The sequence below is a fragment of the Paenarthrobacter sp. NPDC089714 genome (genome assembly GCF_044748905.1).
Taxonomy (GTDB): domain Bacteria; phylum Actinomycetota; class Actinomycetes; order Actinomycetales; family Micrococcaceae; genus Arthrobacter.
The window spans coordinates 225953-241021 of the sequence record NZ_JBIVGX010000001.1 but is presented as its reverse complement, the minus strand read 5'-3'; the positions used below and the strand labels follow the sequence as shown (position 1 = coordinate 241021).

Genomic DNA, 15069 nt, shown 5'->3' with positions numbered 1-15069 from the left:
GGATGGATTCATGCTTTTTGGTGATCTTGCCCCTCTGGTGCGGCCGCTCAGCCGTTGGCTTGCCGCCGCCGGTTGGTGCTGCACCGCCATTGGGCTCGGCGCCGGACTCATCGTTGCCGTCGGCACGGGAGTAAGCCTGTCCCCCTCCATGCAGGGAATCCAGCTGGCGGGACTCGTTGCCACAGCCGCAGCTGCCCTCCTGATTGGCACGGCTGCCGTGAGCCAGCCCGTATCAGACCGCGACGACGACGCCCCCGAACCATGGTTCTACCCTGCCGCCGCGGCGCAGGTCCGCAGTTTCCTGCTGGGTTCCATCGTCATGATGCTCGGATTGGTGGGTTTTGCCACGGCCGGGCTTTTCCTCCCGAGCGGCCCGTCGCCGCAGAGCATCGCCTTCAGCCAGATCTTCCTGCTGGGGGCAGTCAGTTGTGGCCTGACATTCCTGCTGCTCAACAAGGTTCTGCCCATCGCGGAGCGACGCGTCCGCTGACGCCCAACCTTCCGGAAAGCCCTAGAGCGCTACCCCGATGAGCAGCGGCTCCGGGTGGAGCTCGATTCCAAAGCGATCCACGACGCCGGCACGCACTTCGCGTGCGATCGCCACCATGTCAGCGGCACGGGCTGAGCCGCGGTTGGTGATGGCCAGCGTGTGCTTGGTGGACAGGGAGGCCCGGCCACCGGAAACACTCGACTCCTCCAGGCCGAACCCCTTGGTGAATCCCGCTTGGTCAATCAACCAAGCCGCGGAAAGCTTCACCAGCCCATCCTTCCCCGCCGGGTATTTGGGCGCGTTCTCCGGCAACTGCGCAGCCTGCTCGGCCGGCACGATCGGGTTGGTGAAGAACGAGCCCGTGGAGAAGGTGTCACGGTCATCAGCGTCCAGGACCATTCCTTTGGACGCCCTGAGCTTCAGGACTTCGCGGCGGACATCGTTGGCGTAGGCGCGTTTGCCCACCTCAACTCCCAGGACGCGGGCCAGCTCGGCGTAGCGGATCGGGGCACTCATCCCGCCCAGTGCCAGCTGGAATTCGACCGTCAGCACCACGTATCGCGGCGAGCCCTCCACAGTGGTCTGCTTGAGGATGGAATCACGGTAGCCAAACTCCAGCTCGGAGTTCGTGAAGGTCTGCACGGCATTGCGTTCGCGGTCCCAGGTGCGGACGGTGGCGATGGTCTGCGAGACATCGGCACCGTAGGCACCCACGTTCTGGACGGGCGTGGCGCCCGTGGCACCGGGAATCCCGGACAATGCTTCGAGGCCGGACCAGGCATGCAGGACGGTGTATTCAACCAGCGCATCCCAGTTGTGGCCTGCCTGGACCACCAAGGAGACTCCCCCGCAGCTGTCCTCGGAGTCCACCGTGAACCCCTCTGAGGCGATCTTGAGGACCGTCCCGGGGTAGCCCGCATCCGAAACGAGGAGGTTGGAGCCGCCGCCGATGATCAGCAGCTTCTCCCCCGCAGCGTCAGCCGACCGGACGGCGTCGATGATCTCAGCCTCGGTATGGGCCTCCACATAGGTACCTGCGGGGCCGCCGACGGCAGCCGTGGTCAGTTCGGAAAGCAGCGTCTGGGTCACCCATCAAGCCTAACGGGGATTGGCAGCGGGCTCCGCCGCTGGCCGCGCAGGGGGCAACAACAGCGGCGCGCCACCTGGCATTCCTGCCGTGGTGACGCGCCGCCGCGTTGCAGTATTGCGTCTGGTCAGGCGACCTTGACAACCGCCTGGGACTTCATCAGGACCTTCTGCCCAGCGGCAACCACGGTCAGGTCGATGCGGGCGGTGCCGGCCTCGGCGTCGAGCGCGCCAACCACGCCGGTGACGTCAATGACGGCTCCCGCTTCAGCGGTACCGGTGGTGTCGGCGACCAGGACGGGCTTGGTAAAGCGGGTCTGGTAGTCGACGACGGCGGCAGGGTCACCGGCCCAGTCGCTCACCAACTGCACTGCGGAGCCCATGGTGAACATGCCGTGCGCGATGACGCCCGGAAGTTCCACGGAGGTGGCGAAGGCTTCGTTCCAGTGGATCGGGTTGAAATCACCGGATGCCCCGGCATACTTGACCAGGTCCTGGCGCGTGACCTCGATGCTTGTGGAGCCAATTTCCTGGCCGACTGACAGGTCTCCGAACTTTGGCATTACTGTCCCTCTCCGCGGACCAGGATGGATGAGGTGGTAGTGGCTACCTTCTCACGGTCGTCGCCGTCGGTCAGAGCATAGATTTCCGAACGCGTGGTAATCATGGCACCGCCGCCCATGGCGCGGACACCGTCCACATGGAGCTCGGCCACCAGCCGGTCGCCGGCCACGATGGCGCGGTGGTGCGTGAAACGCTGGTCGGCGTGGACCACGCGGGAGAAGTCGATCCCCGCCTCGGGGTCTTCCACCAGTTGGGCGTCGGCGCGCTGGGCAATGATGATGGCGAACGTCGGCGGCGCAACGAGGTCGCGGTGGCCCAAGGCGCGCGCCGTTTCTACGTCGAAGTGCGCGGGGTTGGTGGCTTTCACGGCCTTCGCGAACTCGCGGATCTTTTCACGGCCAACGTCGTAAACCTCTGCGGCAGGGTAGCTTCGGCCCTGCAGGTCCGGATTGATACTCATGGTTCCAACCCTATCGGCCAGCCACTGCCGGATGCAGCGCCGATACCGCCTGATGAAGCGGTTATTTCTTGTAGCTCTTGCGGATCTTCTGGCCGCGGACCACCAGGCCCACTACGTGGAGCACCAGGCCCAGGCCAATGACGGGCAGCGAGGCCAGCGCGAGCCCTTGGTTTCCGGAGGTATTGCCTGCGATCGAGAGGATCAGCCCGACGGCGATCAGCCCCATGGCGCTGAAGACCAGCGCTTTGTACCCGGTGGAGGCAGAGGCCCAGAATTCGTTCAGCACCGTCCAAGCCTACCGGCGGCCACTCAACGCCTTAGAACAGGGAGTCCTGCAGCGCGGGGATCTCCGTGACGTGCTGGCCGAGTTCGATCCTGCGGCCCTTCAGCGCTCCGAGGTCTGCGACGAAGCTGCCCTCCACCTCAACGCCGGAAGCGTCCGGGAGCCCGGCCAAGGCGATAGCCCCTGACAGCGAGCGGACCCGCAGTCCGTGACCGCCGTCGTCGAACGTTGCAGGGTAGGCGTGGCGGATGGCGCCGGAGGCGCGGGCGTTGCACAGCCGGTCGGCCAAAGCAGGGCGCTCCCACTCTTCCTCCACAACCGTGTAACCGGTCATGGCCAAGCCACCCAGCAATTCCCGCACGCTGGCGGCCTGCTTCCGGTTGATCGCTTGGAGTTCGACGCCGGGACGCGGCTCCACGAGCGAGGTCGCCTTGGCAGCGGAGCGGACTTGCTGGACGAGCCCCAGGTCCCGCGTCACGAGGTCTTCGAGTACACGGACAATCCGGCCGTCCTCGGCGTTAGCAACGTAGGAGGCGTGAACGGCTCCTTGCTCGGCGAGCCGGTTCCACTTTCTCGGAGCAGACGCCGTCCCTATCTTGGTGGCGCCATTGGCAAACGTGGCGACGTAGAGCCAGTGCGGCTGCATGAGGTAGGCCCGAAGCCCGGGCGGGACGGAACCGCCGCGGTGGAAGTCGTGCATGAGCCGGGAATCGTCCTTGGCAAAGCAGGCGCCACACTGTTTGCCGCGTTCGGCAGGGGAAGAACTGCGGCAGGGAACGTGGGTCCGCTCCCCTGGCCCATGCACTTTGACGTGGCCGAGGCACCACAGACCCGGGATAACGCGCAGGCCCAGGGATGATCCCTGGGCCAACGCAACGTCAGTGAACTCCCCGGCAGGAGTGTGGAGGCGCAACGCTGGGGAGGACGAGTCCCAGACGACGCCGTGGACGAGCATGGTTACAGCGAAGGCTGGACCCCGAAGGCCACCGCGAGCTTCATGATCTTCTCTGCGCGGCCAAGGCGCGGGAGGTCCGAGCCGTCGCGGATCACGCGGCCGTTGGCTTCGAAGTCGTTCATGAAGTCGGTGGCCCAGGCGACATCGGACGGCGTGGGGCTGATGACCTCGTTGATGACGGTGGTCTGGTCGATGGCCAGGCACAGCTTGCCGGTCATGCCCATGGTCACGGTGATGCCGGTCTGCTCGCGCAGGATCGGGTGGTTGGTGCCCACGGTGGGGCCATCAATCGGGCCCGGCAGGTTGCCGACGCGGCTGGCGACCACGAGCTTGGCACGCGGGTAGGCCATGGCCTCCGGGGTTGCCGCCATGCCGGTATCGCGACGGAAGTCGCCCGAACCGAACGCCAGGCGGAACGCACCCTGGGCGCGGGCAATGTGGTTGGCCTCTTCGATGCCGAGGGCGGACTCCACGAGCGCGATCACGGGGGTCTTGCCGTCCATGCGGTGGTAAGACTCGGTGACCTGGTCCGCGGATTCGGTCTTGGCCAGCATCACGCCGAGCAGGCCGGGGGTACCGCGCAGGCCTGCGAGGTCGTCGGCCCAGAACGGGCTGGTGGCGTCGTTGATGCGGACCCAGGCCTGGCCGCCGTTGGCCAGCCAGTTCACCACGTTCTCGCGGGCCTTGTCCTTCTGGGACGGGTCAACGGCATCTTCGATGTCAAGGATGATGGCGTCTGCACGCGAGCCCGCCGATTCGTCAAAAAGCTCCGTCTTCATGGCGTTCACGAGGAGCCAGGAACGGGCGATATCGGCAGGAATGTTGCGGGTAGGCCGAACGGACTCGGCGGCGATGCTAGACGTCATGTATCTACCGTATCCGCCCACCGGCCCGCGGGGCGAAGAATTGCGGCCGGTTGTGAGGATCAATACGAACTAAACCCCATATTGCTGTGGGGTCCCGCAGTATGACTGCCCGACGCCGGTACGGGCCAGTCGCTTTGGTCCTGCCTGTCGCCGAACGTCACCTCGCGGAACACAGCCTTCACGCGGCTCAACAAGAGGACTTTGTGTCTTCCCATTGCCTCCGGTGGCCCCGGATTTCATTGCGTTGCCCGCTGTTTCCCCGCGTTTCCGGCCGTTACCGGATCGCTTCCCTGCCGCCGTCGAAATGGGCTTTCATCGTTCCCAAGCCGTTTCGCAGATGGCTTCCCCAACCACAAACCAACCACCCGAAAGTAGCTCCCATGAAACTGCAACTGCCCCTCCTGAGCGTCGCGGCCGCCGTCGTACTAGCGCTGACGGTGAGCGGCTGCGGCGGTTCAGCCGACGCCGGTCAAGCCAGCCAAGCGGGCCCCGAAGTCAAGGAACTCCGCTACCAGGGCTGGGCCAACCAGGTCACTTTCCCGGAGCTCGCCGCGGACCTGGGCTACCTGGGCGACATCAAGCTTAACTGGGTGGGCAACACCACCAGCGGTCCGCAGGACATCCAGTCGGCGGCGACCAACCAGACCGACTTTGGCGGGGCGTTCACCGGCGCGGTGACCAAGCTGATCGAGGCCGGCGCACCCGTGAAGGGCGTCATCAACTACTACGGAGCAGACGCCAAGAACTTCAGCGGCTACTACGTCAAAGCCGACAGCGATATCAAAGGACCCCGGGACCTGATCGGCAAGAAGATCGCCGTCAACACCCTGGGCGCCCACCATGAGGCCGTCATCAACACGTACCTCACCAAGAACGGCCTCAGCCAAGACGAAATCAAGCAGGTCCAGTTGGTGCCTTTGCCGCCCAACGACACCGAGGAGGCTATCCGGCGCGGGCAGGTGGACGCCGGAACTCTGGGCGGAGTCCTGCAGGACCGGGCCATCGAGGCCGGCGGATTGCGGTCCCTGTTCAACGACTACGAGCTGTTCGGCACGTTCGCCGGGGGCCAGATCGTGCTCCGGAACGACTTCATCGAAAAGAACCCGAACACCACCCGCGAGTTCACCACCGCCATTGCCAAAGCCCTGAAGTGGGCCACGGAAACGCCGCGTGAGGAAGTGATCGCACGCTTCACCAAAATCATCGAAAGCCGTGGACGCAACGAAAGCACGGCCAACCTCAAGTACTGGAAGAGCCCAGGCGTGCCCAACAACGGCGTGATCAAGGATGAGGACTTCACCCGCTGGGAGGCGTGGCTGAATTCCTCGGGCATCGTCAAGGGCAACCTGACGCCGTCCAAGTATTACACCAACGACTTCAACGATCTTGCGAAGCAGCCTGCGGCCAGCGCCACAGCTTCCAGCGGGACGACGAAGGGATAGCAATGACCGCGAAAATCAGCCTGAAAAGCGTCACCAAGGAATTCACCGTCCGTGCCACGAAAGGAGCACCCGCTTCCCGGCTCACGGCCATCGATAGGCTCAGCCTGGACGTGCGCGACGGCGAGTTCCTCACCTTGGTAGGGCCCAGCGGCTCTGGCAAGACCACCCTGCTGGACCTGTTGGCGGGGCTTTCCACGCCGACCTCGGGAGAGGTCCTGGTGGACGGCAAACCCGTGACCGGACCGGGCAAGGACCGCGCCGTGGTGTTCCAGCAATACGCACTCTTCCCGTGGCGGACGGCCTCGGCCAATGTGTCCATTGGGCTCGAAGGCAAGGGACCCGACGGCAAAAAGCTGAGCCGCCGGGAACGTGCTGCCAAAGCCAGTGAGTACCTTGCACTCGTAGGGTTGGCGGGCTTCGAGGACCGCTACCCGCACGAGCTGTCCGGTGGCATGAAGCAGCGCGTGGCCATTGCCCGGAGCCTGGCCTACGAGCCCGACGTCCTGCTGATGGACGAGCCGTTCGCTGCTTTGGATGCCCAGACGCGCGAGCAGTTGCAGGACGAACTGCTCAGGATCTGGAAGGCCACCGGCAAGACGATCGTCTTCATCACGCACGGCATCGACGAGGCCGTGTACCTGGGCCAGCGGGTCGCCGTGCTCAGCGCGCGGCCCGGCCGGCTCAAGGAAATCGTGGACATCGATATTCCGGACCGCGACGGGGACGAGGACATCCGCTCCAACCCGGCCTTCGTGGAACACCGGCACCAGGTCTGGACACTCCTCCACGACGAAGTCCGGCGAGCGCAGGACGCCGGACACCGCAAGATCCTGCCGGACGGCAGTGCCCCCGACGAACCAACCACCCTTGAAAGGAGCGCGGCCTGATGACGACCACCCTGACGCACGCAGAAACCGCAGCCGCCGCACCCCAGCCGACTGCCGCCGTCGAACCTTCAGTCCGTTTGGAGGCGGAACGCACGACGCCGGTCCGCGCCGTGGCGCGCAGGATCACCGCGATTGCGGGTTCGGCCGTGTGGAAGTCTGCAGCGATCCTTGCCTTTCTGGCACTCTGGGAGCTCGGCCCCACGTATCTGGCCAGCCCGTCCACTCGGGTGTTCCTGCCGCCGCTGCATGAGGTGCTCGCCGCCTGGGGCAAACTGTTCGACGCCGGGACCATTCAAGGTCACATCGCCGCCAGCCTCACGCGCTCGGTGGCCGGATTCGGTGCTGCACTGGTGGCGGGTGTGGCGCTGGGCCTGCTCATCGCCTGGTACGGGAAGCTGAACGCCGTCCTGAACCCGCTGCTGGAACTGTTCCGCAATACGGCTGCGCTGGCCCTGCTCCCGGTGTTCACGCTCCTGTTGGGCATCGGCGAGGAATCGAAAATCAGCATCGTTGCCTACGCTGCGTTCTTCCCGGTGCTGCTCAACACGATCGCCGGCGTGAAGACCGTTGATCCCCTGCTCATCCGGGCCGCACGCTCACTGGGACTGAACAACTTCCGGCTCTTCCAGAAGGTCATCCTGCCCTCTGCAGTGCCCACCATCTTCACCGGTATCCGCATGGCCGGCACCGCATCCATTCTGGTGCTGATCGCGGCCGAAATGGTCGGAGCCAAGGCCGGCTTGGGCTATTTGATAGTCAACGCGCAGAGCAGCTTCCTCATCCCGGACATGTACGCGGGCATCCTCACCGTGTCCCTCCTGGGGCTTGCCGTGAACTTCCTGCTGGTCGCCCTGGAACGGCACTTCTCCCGCTGGCGGACCGCAGTGGGTTCCGCCGCCTGATTTTTGTACCCGTGGCACCTCGCCACACCATCACTGAAAGAAAAGGAAAGAACCATGACTGTCATTACCGAAACCAAGCTCGAATTTGCCAAGCTGGGCTCGCGCATCGGCGCCGAGATCCGTGGCCTGGACATCTCCGGTGACCTCAGCGCGGAGACCGTCGCTCAGATCCGTTCGGCGCTCAACGAGCACAAGGCGCTGGTGTTCCGGGAAGCGAACATCCTCACCGACGAAGCGCAGGTGAAGTTCGCTTCCCACTTCGGCCCACTGACCAAGGCGCACCCCACGGTGGCCTCGGTTGACGGCGAGGAGAACGTCCTGCCCGTGGACAGCGAGAACGGTTCGGCCAACAACTGGCACACGGATGTCACGTTCGTCGTGAACCCGCCGCAGGCTTCCACGCTCCGGAGCATCGACCTCCCGGCGTACGGCGGCGAGACGCTGATTGCTTCCTCGGCAGGCGCCTACCAGGACCTGCCGGAGGAGCTGCGCAACTTCGCGGACACTCTGTGGGCCATCCACACCAACGACTACGACTACTCCGTGCCCAAGAACCTGGAGCACGCCAACGCCGAGGAACGCCGCAAGGAGTTCACCCGGCTGAAGTTCGAGACGGCCCACCCCGTGGTCCGGGTCCACCCGCTGACCGGCGAGCGCGGATTGTTCATTGGGGGCTTCGCGCAGCGGCTGCGGATCGTGGGCCTGTCCAACACGGAGTCCAAGGACATCATCCGGCTGCTGCAGGCGTATGTGACGCGTCCGGAGAACGTGGTCCGCGTGAACTGGGAACCCAACCAGGTGGTGCTGTTCGATAACCGGATCACCCAGCACTACGCTCCGGACAACTATGACGGCCAGCCGCGCAAGCTGAACCGCGTGACCATTGCCGGTGACATCCCAGTGGGTGTGGACGGCAAGCTGAGCCAGTCACTACAAGGTGACTCGAGCACCTACTCCGTGGTGGCTGACGCTTCGTAGGAGGCCTAATGTGTTGCTGTTGTCACCCAACTAGGGGACAGCAGATGTCCCTATGGATAGCCATAGCGACGTCTGCTGTCCCCTAGTTGGGTTTACGGGAGGTTGCTTCCGCGGGCAGCGGTCCAGAGGCCGTACCACTCGGCACGGGACATGTTCTCTGCGACGTCGATGGCCTGGGCGCAGGCACCGATCCGGCCCGGGTTGGTGGTGCCCACCACCGGCGAGATGCCCGCAGGGTGCTTCATGAGCCAGCCCAGGAGGACGGATTCGGGAGTGGTGTTCTTCTCCCCTGCCAGCCGTTCGAGCATCGCTGCCGTTGCTGTATCAGCGGGGGTTCGTCCGCCGGCACCCGTGTAACGCCCCTGCGCCAGGGAACCGTAGGCCTGCAACTCAATCCCGTTTGCCATGCAATGCTCCAGCGTTCCATGGGGGAAGCTGTACGCGGTGCCCTCAGGATGGTTGACCAGCACCGTGCTCTCCAGCCAATCCCGGCGGAGCAGGCTCATTTCCAACTGGTTGGCCACGATGGGCGTCTCCAGCCGGTGCTGCAGGTAGGCGATCTGAGCCCCGGACATGTTGGACACACCCAGTTGCCGCACCTTGCCTTCGGCCATCAACTGCCCGACGGCGTCAGTCACCTCGCGCGCGTCCATGAGGGGATCCGGCCGGTGCAGCAGGAGGATATCCACGTACTCCGTCTGGAGCCGTTTCAAGCTCTGGTTGACCCGCTCCAGGATGGCTTCGCGGCTGAGGTCGTAGTGGGTATCCAAACCTCGCTCCCCCAACCGGATTCCGCACTTGGTCTGAAGCTGGACCGATTCCCGCAAACCCTGCGAACGGGCGAGGACTTCCCCGAAGACGGCCTCCGATTTGCCGCTGCGGTAGATATCGGCATGATCGAACAGATCGATCCCGATGCCCTGCGCGGCTTCGATCACGGCAGCAGCCTGGTCGATCTCCCTGGCGCCGTAGGATGTGCCGTCCCACGGGCCACCGAGTCCCATGCAACCGTAAATGAGGCGTCTCCGCCCGTTCGTTTCAGTCATCTTCCAAGGATGCCTATGCGTCCCGGACTACCCACGCCGTGGTGTCGGCGGGCAGCTTGCCGTCTTCCAACGGTCCGCTGCTGACGACGACGGTCCCCGCCGGAAGCTCGAAGGCTTCCGTCCCGAAGTTGGTCACCGTCTCCCAGCCACCATGGCGGCTGAAGTGCAGCACGTCCGGCTTGCCGGTCTCCACCCATTCGAGTTCTTCGTCCGTCTGCAGCTCACTGCGGAGGCGCAGAGCCTTGCGGTACAGCTCCAGCGTGGAGCCTTCCACGCCCTCCTGGGTGGATACTGCGTAGTCCTTGAACCAGGCAGGCTGCGGCAGGTGGGCTGTGTCGCCGCCGAAACCGAAGGCGGAACCTTCCGGGGTCCAGGGCAGCGGAACGCGGCAGCCGTCGCGGCCGATCTCCACGCCCTTGTTGCGGAAGAACGACGGGTCCTGGCGCTCGGCGTCGGGAATTTCCGTGACTTCGCGGAGGCCAAGCTCTTCGCCCTGGTACAGGTACGCCGAACCGGGGAGCGCGAGCAGGAGCAGCGAAGCAGCGCGTGCCCTGCGCAGGCCACGTTCGATGTCCAGTTCGTCGGCGGGGGCACCCGCGAGCAGCCAGCCCTTGCCATCCTGGCCCTTGGGCTCGGTGCCGGTGATGTCCTGCGCTGCGTTGGTTCCCTGGGCAACAGACCCACCCTTCGGCAGCCCGTAGCGGGTGGCGTGGCGGACGACGTCGTGGTTGGAGAAGACCCAGGTGGAGGAGGCGCCGGATTCCTTGGCGGCCACCAGGTTGTCCGTGATGATCTTCTTGAACGAGGCGGCGTCGAAGTCCGACTGCAGGAGATCGAAGTTGAACGCCTGGCCAAGTCCTTCCGGGCTGGCATAGCGGGCCCGGCGGGACTCGTGGACCCAGGCTTCGGCGACGGCGGTGCGTGGCGGGTTGTACTCGTTGAAGAGCTTGCGCCACTCAGCGTAGACCTCGTGGACTTCGTCGCGGTCCCAGAAGGGGTGCGAACCGTCGGTGAAGCCATCGGTGTTGTGCGCCTTGGCAGCCAGGTCAGCCTTCATGGGCATCGGCTCGGAGAGGTCCTTGGCCATGCCGTGGGCAACGTCGATCCGGAAGCCGTCCACGCCACGGTCGGACCAGAAGCGCAGGGTCTTCAGGAAGTCCTCGCGGATTTCCGGGTTTTCCCAGTTAAAGTCCGGTTGTTCCTTGGCGAAGATGTGCATGTACCACTGGCCGGCCGTGCCGTCGGGTTCAGTGATGCGTTCCCAGATGGGGCCGCCGAAAACAGAGTCCCAGTCCGACGGCGGCAATTCGCCGTTTTCGCCGTTGCCGTCGCGGAAGATGTAGCGGTCGCGGGCCGCGGACCCCTTCGGCGAGGCCAGGGCCTCCTTGAACCATTCGTGCCGGTCCGAGGAGTGGTTGGGCACAATGTCCACCACGAGCTTGATGCCTGCTGCGTGCAGGGCGGCGGCCATCTCGTCGAAGTCCTCCAGCGTTCCAAGCTTTGGGTCCACGTTGCGGTAGTCGTCCACGTCGTACCCGCCGTCGGCGAGCGCGGAGGGGTAGAACGGGCTCAGCCACACGGCGTCGACGCCAAGTTCCTTCAGGTACGGAACCTTGGCAGTGATGCCTTTGATGTCGCCCAGCCCATCACCGTTCGCGTCGTAGAAGCTGCGCGGGTAGATCTGGTACACCGCCGCCTGGCGCCACCAGTTGGGGTCGGCCATGCGGTCGGAGTGGGACAGGTTTGCCTTGGTGGCGGAGGTGCTCACGAAACTCCTTTGATTTAGATTCTAAATTTAGTTCCCGAACCAGTATCTGACGGCTGGCCCGGCAGGTCAACACTCAGCCCTTGACGGCTCCCTGGGTCACGCCCGCCATGACCCATCTCTGCGTAAACAGGTAGGCAACAATCGCCGGAGCCATGGCCATCAGGTACGACGCGAAAGAGACGTGGTAGTTGTTGCTGAACTGCGTTTGGAACAGGCTCTGCCTCACGGGGAGGGTCTGGAGCGCCGGATCGGAAATGATCAACGACGGCATCATGAAGTCGTTCCAGGCGTACAGGAACGCGAAGATTCCCACGGTTGCGCTCATGGGGGCCAAGAGCGGGAAGATCAACTTCCAGAACGTCTGCCACGTGGTTGCCCCATCGATCCTGGCACTCTCTTCCAACTCCATGGGAATCGACCGGAGGAAGGCGGTGAACAGGAGCACGCTGAAGCTCAACTGGAACATGGTGGCCAGCAGGATGACGCCGAGCGGATTGTCCAGGCCCAAGCGGCCCGTCAACTGGATCTGCGGCAGCGCAACTACCGGGAACGGGATGAACATGGCCGCCAGCAGGTAGAAGAACGAGTAGCGGAACAGCCGCCGCTCCCAATTGCGCACTATGGCATAGGAGGCGAAGGCCGCCAGGACAATGGTGGCCACCACCGTCCCTGCCGTGACCAGCAAGGACATCGCAGCACCAACCGGGAAGTTGGTCAGCGTCCAGGCCTGGACAAAGCCGTCCAGGCTGAAGGGAGCAGGCAAGGAGAAGGCGTTGCCGTCCACCGCCTGGCCTTGGGTCTTGAAGGCCATGGAGACGGTGACGTAGAGGGGCAACAGGACCGTTACCGCGCACAGGATGAGGATGGTGGTTCCGGACCAGTTGATCCGTTCCGGCCTGTCGGCTGACCGACGGGTACTGCCGGTGGCTTTGGTGTTGCCCTCACGTCCGAGGGTTGCTTGTGTGCTCATCAGAGGGCATTCCGTCCGCGGGTCAGGGATAGCTGTACGAGGGAGATCAGGATGGCCACCACGAAGAAGATGGTGGCGTTGGCCATCTGGTAGGCGTAATCGCCACCGTTGAAGCCGGTGATGACGGTCATCGCGATGCTCCTGGTCGACGTTCCCGGACCACCGTTCGTCAGCCCGACGATGATGTCGTAGGCATTGAGGAAGCCTTTGAACCCCAGGATGACATTGATGACCACATAGCCGGCCACGAGGGGCAGGGTGATTTTGAGGAGTTGCTGCACTTTGCTGGCGCCGTCAATTTCCGCAGCCTCATAAACGTCTCCCGGCACGGCAACAAGTCCGGCGATGTAGATCAGGAGCGACCCCGGCACGGCCTGCCAGGCGGTGACCAGCACGACGGCGATCCACGCGAGATCGGGGTTGGCGAGGAGACTGCCCTCCAGCCAAGGAATTCCGGTGCCCGCGCCGAGCGCAGGGAGCGAATTCGAAAAGAGGAAATTGAAGACGTAGGCGATGATGATGCCCGAAACCACCATCGGGATGACAAAGACGGTGCGCAGCGCGGACTTCATCCGGATGCGGGAGGTCAGCCCGACGGCCAGCAGGAAGGCGATCACGTTGACCACGATCACCGTGACAATCGAGAATCCGAAGGTGAACAGGTAGCTCTGCAGGATGGCAGGGTCGCTGAAGATTGCAATGTAATTGGTCAGCCCAACGAACTCCCAGTCCCCGATTCCGATGGAATCCGTGAAGCTGAAGAAGATGCCAATGATGCCTGGAACGGTGATTGCCAGGGTGAACAAGACAAGGCTGGGCAGCAGGAAGAGGTAGAAGATCGGCTCCACCCGCCTGCCGCTGCGCCTGGCGGGACGTTCTTTCCCTGAGGCTGCCGGGCCGTTCGCGGAGGATTTCTCTGACGCTGGTGTAGTGATGATGGACATGTATCTGGCTCCTGGTTCTGCGCTACTGGCGGAAAGCCAGGCGTGCCCAATCTGAGTCAAGCGTGCGGAGGGTGGATGCAGGGTCGGCTCCGAACACGAGCGCCTGCGTGTAGTTCATGATTGGAATCGTCTTGGGGACCAGTACGGACGGACCCTGGTAGACCTGGGCCTTGTCGTAGTACTCCACCATTCCGGCGATCCGGGGATCCGGGACGCCGGCCGCATCCTTGGTAGGCGTGAAACCCAACTGCGACTTGTTGTACGCGTCGATGACCTCAGGCCGGTACAAGTACTCCAGGAAGTCCCGGGCGGCCTCTTTGTGCTTGGACGCTTCAGGAATCCACGCCGCGAGGTCGACGTTGACGCGGACCCGCAGATCCTTGGGATCCTCGGTCATGGGCAGCGGAAAGGTTCCGAGATCAAGGCCTGGAGCGGTCTTGGCAACTTCGCTAAAGGCCCACGGTCCCTGCAGGTACATTGCCGCCTTCCCCTGCGAGAAGGCGAGGTTGCCGTCTCCATATGCCCGGCTGGCAGCGTCCTTGTTCACGTAGTTTTTGGCGAGCGTCAGCATCTTGTCCACCGGCTGGCCAAAATCCTTCTGGAACGAAGCCTCGGAGCCGGATCCAACGGCCGTACCTTCGGAGGCCAGGTTGTCGAAGAAGCCAAGTGTGTCCACTTGGCCACCCACCGCATAGTCGAACCAGCCCTGGGCGATGGTCCAGTCATCTTTCCACGTGGCATAGAAAGGCGTCACTCCGGCAGCTTTGAGCTTCTCGCACGCGGCAATCAGCTCGCTCCAGGTGGTAGGCACCTTGATGTTGTTGGCCGCGAAGATTTGCTTGTTGTAGATCACCGAGGAGGCCATCACCGAATATGGCAGGGCACTGGTGCGGCCGGGGTAGGAACCGTACTGGTCCATAAGCGGCTGGAGGTCTTCGCGGACGCGGCTGGCTGCACCCGTGCCGGAGAGATCGCTCAACGCACCCCGCTGGACGAAGCGCGAAGTCTCCATGTTGTAGTTCGCCAAGGCGATGTCCGGCGGATTGCCGCGGACAAAGCTTGCCGAGACCACATCGACGCCGGACGTATCCAGCACCACTTCCGTGTGGTCCTGCGAGGCGTTGTACTCGGAGACGAGCTTGGTCATGAAACCAATCGCTTCCCGCTTGCTGAAGGTGAAGCGGATGGTTTCCTTCCCGTGCTCTCCTGCACATCCCGAAAGAAGACCGGCAAGCAATGCCAGCCCAAGGCCCATGGCGGCCCAACGTTTCTTGCGTGTCACTTTCACAGACACGTGATCCTTTCGTCGTGCGGCCCCTCTGCCGCATGCCAACGGGGTGATGGCGCGCGACACCACCCCGGGATTTTAGATAGGAGATAAATTTATTACCTGTCGCAAGTATTATGTGAGGGCCGCCACACCGTCAA

Annotated in this window: 16 protein-coding genes; 5 read left to right on the top strand and 11 right to left on the bottom strand. The window is 63.9% G+C overall.

What is annotated here, in order from left to right; translation table 11 throughout:
• Positions 1-10: 10 nt before the first annotated feature.
• Complete coding sequence (locus tag ACIPY3_RS01045; RefSeq protein ID WP_397324305.1) at positions 11-490, top strand: hypothetical protein; 480 nt, start codon at positions 11-13, stop codon at positions 488-490.
• Between the two features lie 21 nt (positions 491-511).
• On the opposite strand, the gene ACIPY3_RS01040 is transcribed toward ACIPY3_RS01045, so the two are convergent.
• The 6 genes from ACIPY3_RS01040 to ACIPY3_RS01015 form a co-directional block, all read right to left on the bottom strand.
• Positions 512-1579 carry a UDP-N-acetylmuramate dehydrogenase gene (locus ACIPY3_RS01040; protein WP_400329036.1) on the bottom strand — a complete coding sequence of 356 codons (1068 nt, stop codon included), beginning with the start codon at positions 1577-1579 and terminating at the stop codon, positions 512-514.
• A 125-nt stretch (positions 1580-1704) separates the two neighbouring features.
• Positions 1705-2139, bottom strand: coding sequence for a MaoC family dehydratase (locus tag ACIPY3_RS01035; protein WP_400329033.1), 435 nt, complete (start codon positions 2137-2139; stop codon positions 1705-1707).
• The gene (locus ACIPY3_RS01030; protein WP_400329030.1) at positions 2139-2600 is read right to left on the bottom strand and encodes a MaoC family dehydratase N-terminal domain-containing protein; all 462 of its coding nucleotides are present in this window, start codon (positions 2598-2600) and stop codon (positions 2139-2141) included. The genes ACIPY3_RS01035 and ACIPY3_RS01030 overlap by 1 nt, the downstream gene beginning before the upstream one ends.
• Before the next feature lie 61 nt (positions 2601-2661).
• Positions 2662-2886 carry a DUF3188 domain-containing protein gene (locus ACIPY3_RS01025; protein WP_400329027.1) on the bottom strand — a complete coding sequence of 75 codons (225 nt, stop codon included), beginning with the start codon at positions 2884-2886 and terminating at the stop codon, positions 2662-2664.
• 31 nt (positions 2887-2917) lie between these two features.
• Positions 2918-3838: a DUF2797 domain-containing protein gene (locus ACIPY3_RS01020; protein ID WP_400329024.1), complete on the bottom strand. Its 921-nt coding sequence runs from the start codon at positions 3836-3838 to the stop codon at positions 2918-2920.
• A 2-nt stretch (positions 3839-3840) separates the two neighbouring features.
• Positions 3841-4704 carry an HpcH/HpaI aldolase/citrate lyase family protein gene (locus tag ACIPY3_RS01015; RefSeq protein WP_400329021.1) on the bottom strand — a complete coding sequence of 288 codons (864 nt, stop codon included), beginning with the start codon at positions 4702-4704 and terminating at the stop codon, positions 3841-3843.
• Between the two features lie 380 nt (positions 4705-5084).
• Here ACIPY3_RS01015 and ACIPY3_RS01010 point away from each other — a divergent pair, with 380 nt between their 5' ends.
• The 4 genes from ACIPY3_RS01010 to ACIPY3_RS00995 are packed head-to-tail and all read left to right on the top strand — an operon-like array spanning position 5085 to position 8913.
• Positions 5085-6146: an ABC transporter substrate-binding protein gene (locus ACIPY3_RS01010; RefSeq protein WP_400329018.1), complete on the top strand. Its 1062-nt coding sequence runs from the start codon at positions 5085-5087 to the stop codon at positions 6144-6146.
• Between the two features lie 2 nt (positions 6147-6148).
• Positions 6149-7033 carry an ABC transporter ATP-binding protein gene (locus ACIPY3_RS01005; protein WP_400329015.1) on the top strand — a complete coding sequence of 295 codons (885 nt, stop codon included), beginning with the start codon at positions 6149-6151 and terminating at the stop codon, positions 7031-7033.
• Positions 7033-7935 (top strand): ABC transporter permease, encoded by a 903-nt coding sequence (locus ACIPY3_RS01000; protein WP_400329012.1) that lies wholly within the window; start codon positions 7033-7035, stop codon positions 7933-7935. The genes ACIPY3_RS01005 and ACIPY3_RS01000 overlap by 1 nt, the downstream gene beginning before the upstream one ends.
• Before the next feature lie 54 nt (positions 7936-7989).
• Positions 7990-8913, top strand: a complete 924-nt coding sequence (locus ACIPY3_RS00995) for a TauD/TfdA dioxygenase family protein (RefSeq protein WP_400329009.1) — start codon at positions 7990-7992, stop codon at positions 8911-8913.
• Positions 8914-9005: 92 nt separating this feature from the next.
• Here the strand turns inward: ACIPY3_RS00995 and ACIPY3_RS00990 are convergent, their stop codons facing one another.
• The 5 genes from ACIPY3_RS00990 to ACIPY3_RS00970 all read right to left on the bottom strand — a co-directional run bounded on the left by ACIPY3_RS00990 (position 9006) and on the right by ACIPY3_RS00970 (position 14935).
• Positions 9006-9959: an aldo/keto reductase family oxidoreductase gene (locus ACIPY3_RS00990; RefSeq protein ID WP_400329007.1), complete on the bottom strand. Its 954-nt coding sequence runs from the start codon at positions 9957-9959 to the stop codon at positions 9006-9008.
• A gap of 13 nt (positions 9960-9972) precedes the next feature.
• Entirely contained in the window at positions 9973-11727 is a 1755-nt protein-coding gene (locus ACIPY3_RS00985) for a glycoside hydrolase family 13 protein (protein WP_400329004.1), read from the bottom strand.
• Positions 11728-11800: 73 nt separating this feature from the next.
• A complete protein-coding gene (locus ACIPY3_RS00980; protein WP_400329001.1) occupies positions 11801-12697 on the bottom strand; it encodes a carbohydrate ABC transporter permease in 897 nt (298 codons plus the stop codon).
• The gene (locus ACIPY3_RS00975) at positions 12697-13641 is read right to left on the bottom strand and encodes a carbohydrate ABC transporter permease (RefSeq protein ID WP_400328998.1); all 945 of its coding nucleotides are present in this window, start codon (positions 13639-13641) and stop codon (positions 12697-12699) included. The genes ACIPY3_RS00980 and ACIPY3_RS00975 overlap by 1 nt, the downstream gene beginning before the upstream one ends.
• 22 nt (positions 13642-13663) lie before the next feature.
• Positions 13664-14935, bottom strand: coding sequence for an ABC transporter substrate-binding protein (locus ACIPY3_RS00970; protein ID WP_400328995.1), 1272 nt, complete (start codon positions 14933-14935; stop codon positions 13664-13666).
• Between the last annotated feature and the right edge of the window lie 134 nt (positions 14936-15069).

Coding starts and splice junctions, on each gene's coding strand:
- ACIPY3_RS01045 (WP_397324305.1), top strand. CDS start 11: ATGCTTTTTGGTGATCTTGCCCCTCTGGTGCGGCCGCTCAGCCGTTGG.
- ACIPY3_RS01035 (WP_400329033.1), bottom strand. CDS start 2,139: ATGCCAAAGTTCGGAGACCTGTCAGTCGGCCAGGAAATTGGCTCCACA.
- ACIPY3_RS01030 (WP_400329030.1), bottom strand. CDS start 2,600: ATGAGTATCAATCCGGACCTGCAGGGCCGAAGCTACCCTGCCGCAGAG.
- ACIPY3_RS01020 (WP_400329024.1), bottom strand. CDS start 3,838: ATGCTCGTCCACGGCGTCGTCTGGGACTCGTCCTCCCCAGCGTTGCGC.
- ACIPY3_RS01015 (WP_400329021.1), bottom strand. CDS start 4,704: ATGACGTCTAGCATCGCCGCCGAGTCCGTTCGGCCTACCCGCAACATT.
- ACIPY3_RS01010 (WP_400329018.1), top strand. CDS start 5,085: ATGAAACTGCAACTGCCCCTCCTGAGCGTCGCGGCCGCCGTCGTACTA.
- ACIPY3_RS01005 (WP_400329015.1), top strand. CDS start 6,149: ATGACCGCGAAAATCAGCCTGAAAAGCGTCACCAAGGAATTCACCGTC.
- ACIPY3_RS01000 (WP_400329012.1), top strand. CDS start 7,033: ATGACGACCACCCTGACGCACGCAGAAACCGCAGCCGCCGCACCCCAG.
- ACIPY3_RS00995 (WP_400329009.1), top strand. CDS start 7,990: ATGACTGTCATTACCGAAACCAAGCTCGAATTTGCCAAGCTGGGCTCG.
- ACIPY3_RS00990 (WP_400329007.1), bottom strand. CDS start 9,959: ATGACTGAAACGAACGGGCGGAGACGCCTCATTTACGGTTGCATGGGA.
- ACIPY3_RS00980 (WP_400329001.1), bottom strand. CDS start 12,697: ATGAGCACACAAGCAACCCTCGGACGTGAGGGCAACACCAAAGCCACC.
- ACIPY3_RS00975 (WP_400328998.1), bottom strand. CDS start 13,641: ATGTCCATCATCACTACACCAGCGTCAGAGAAATCCTCCGCGAACGGC.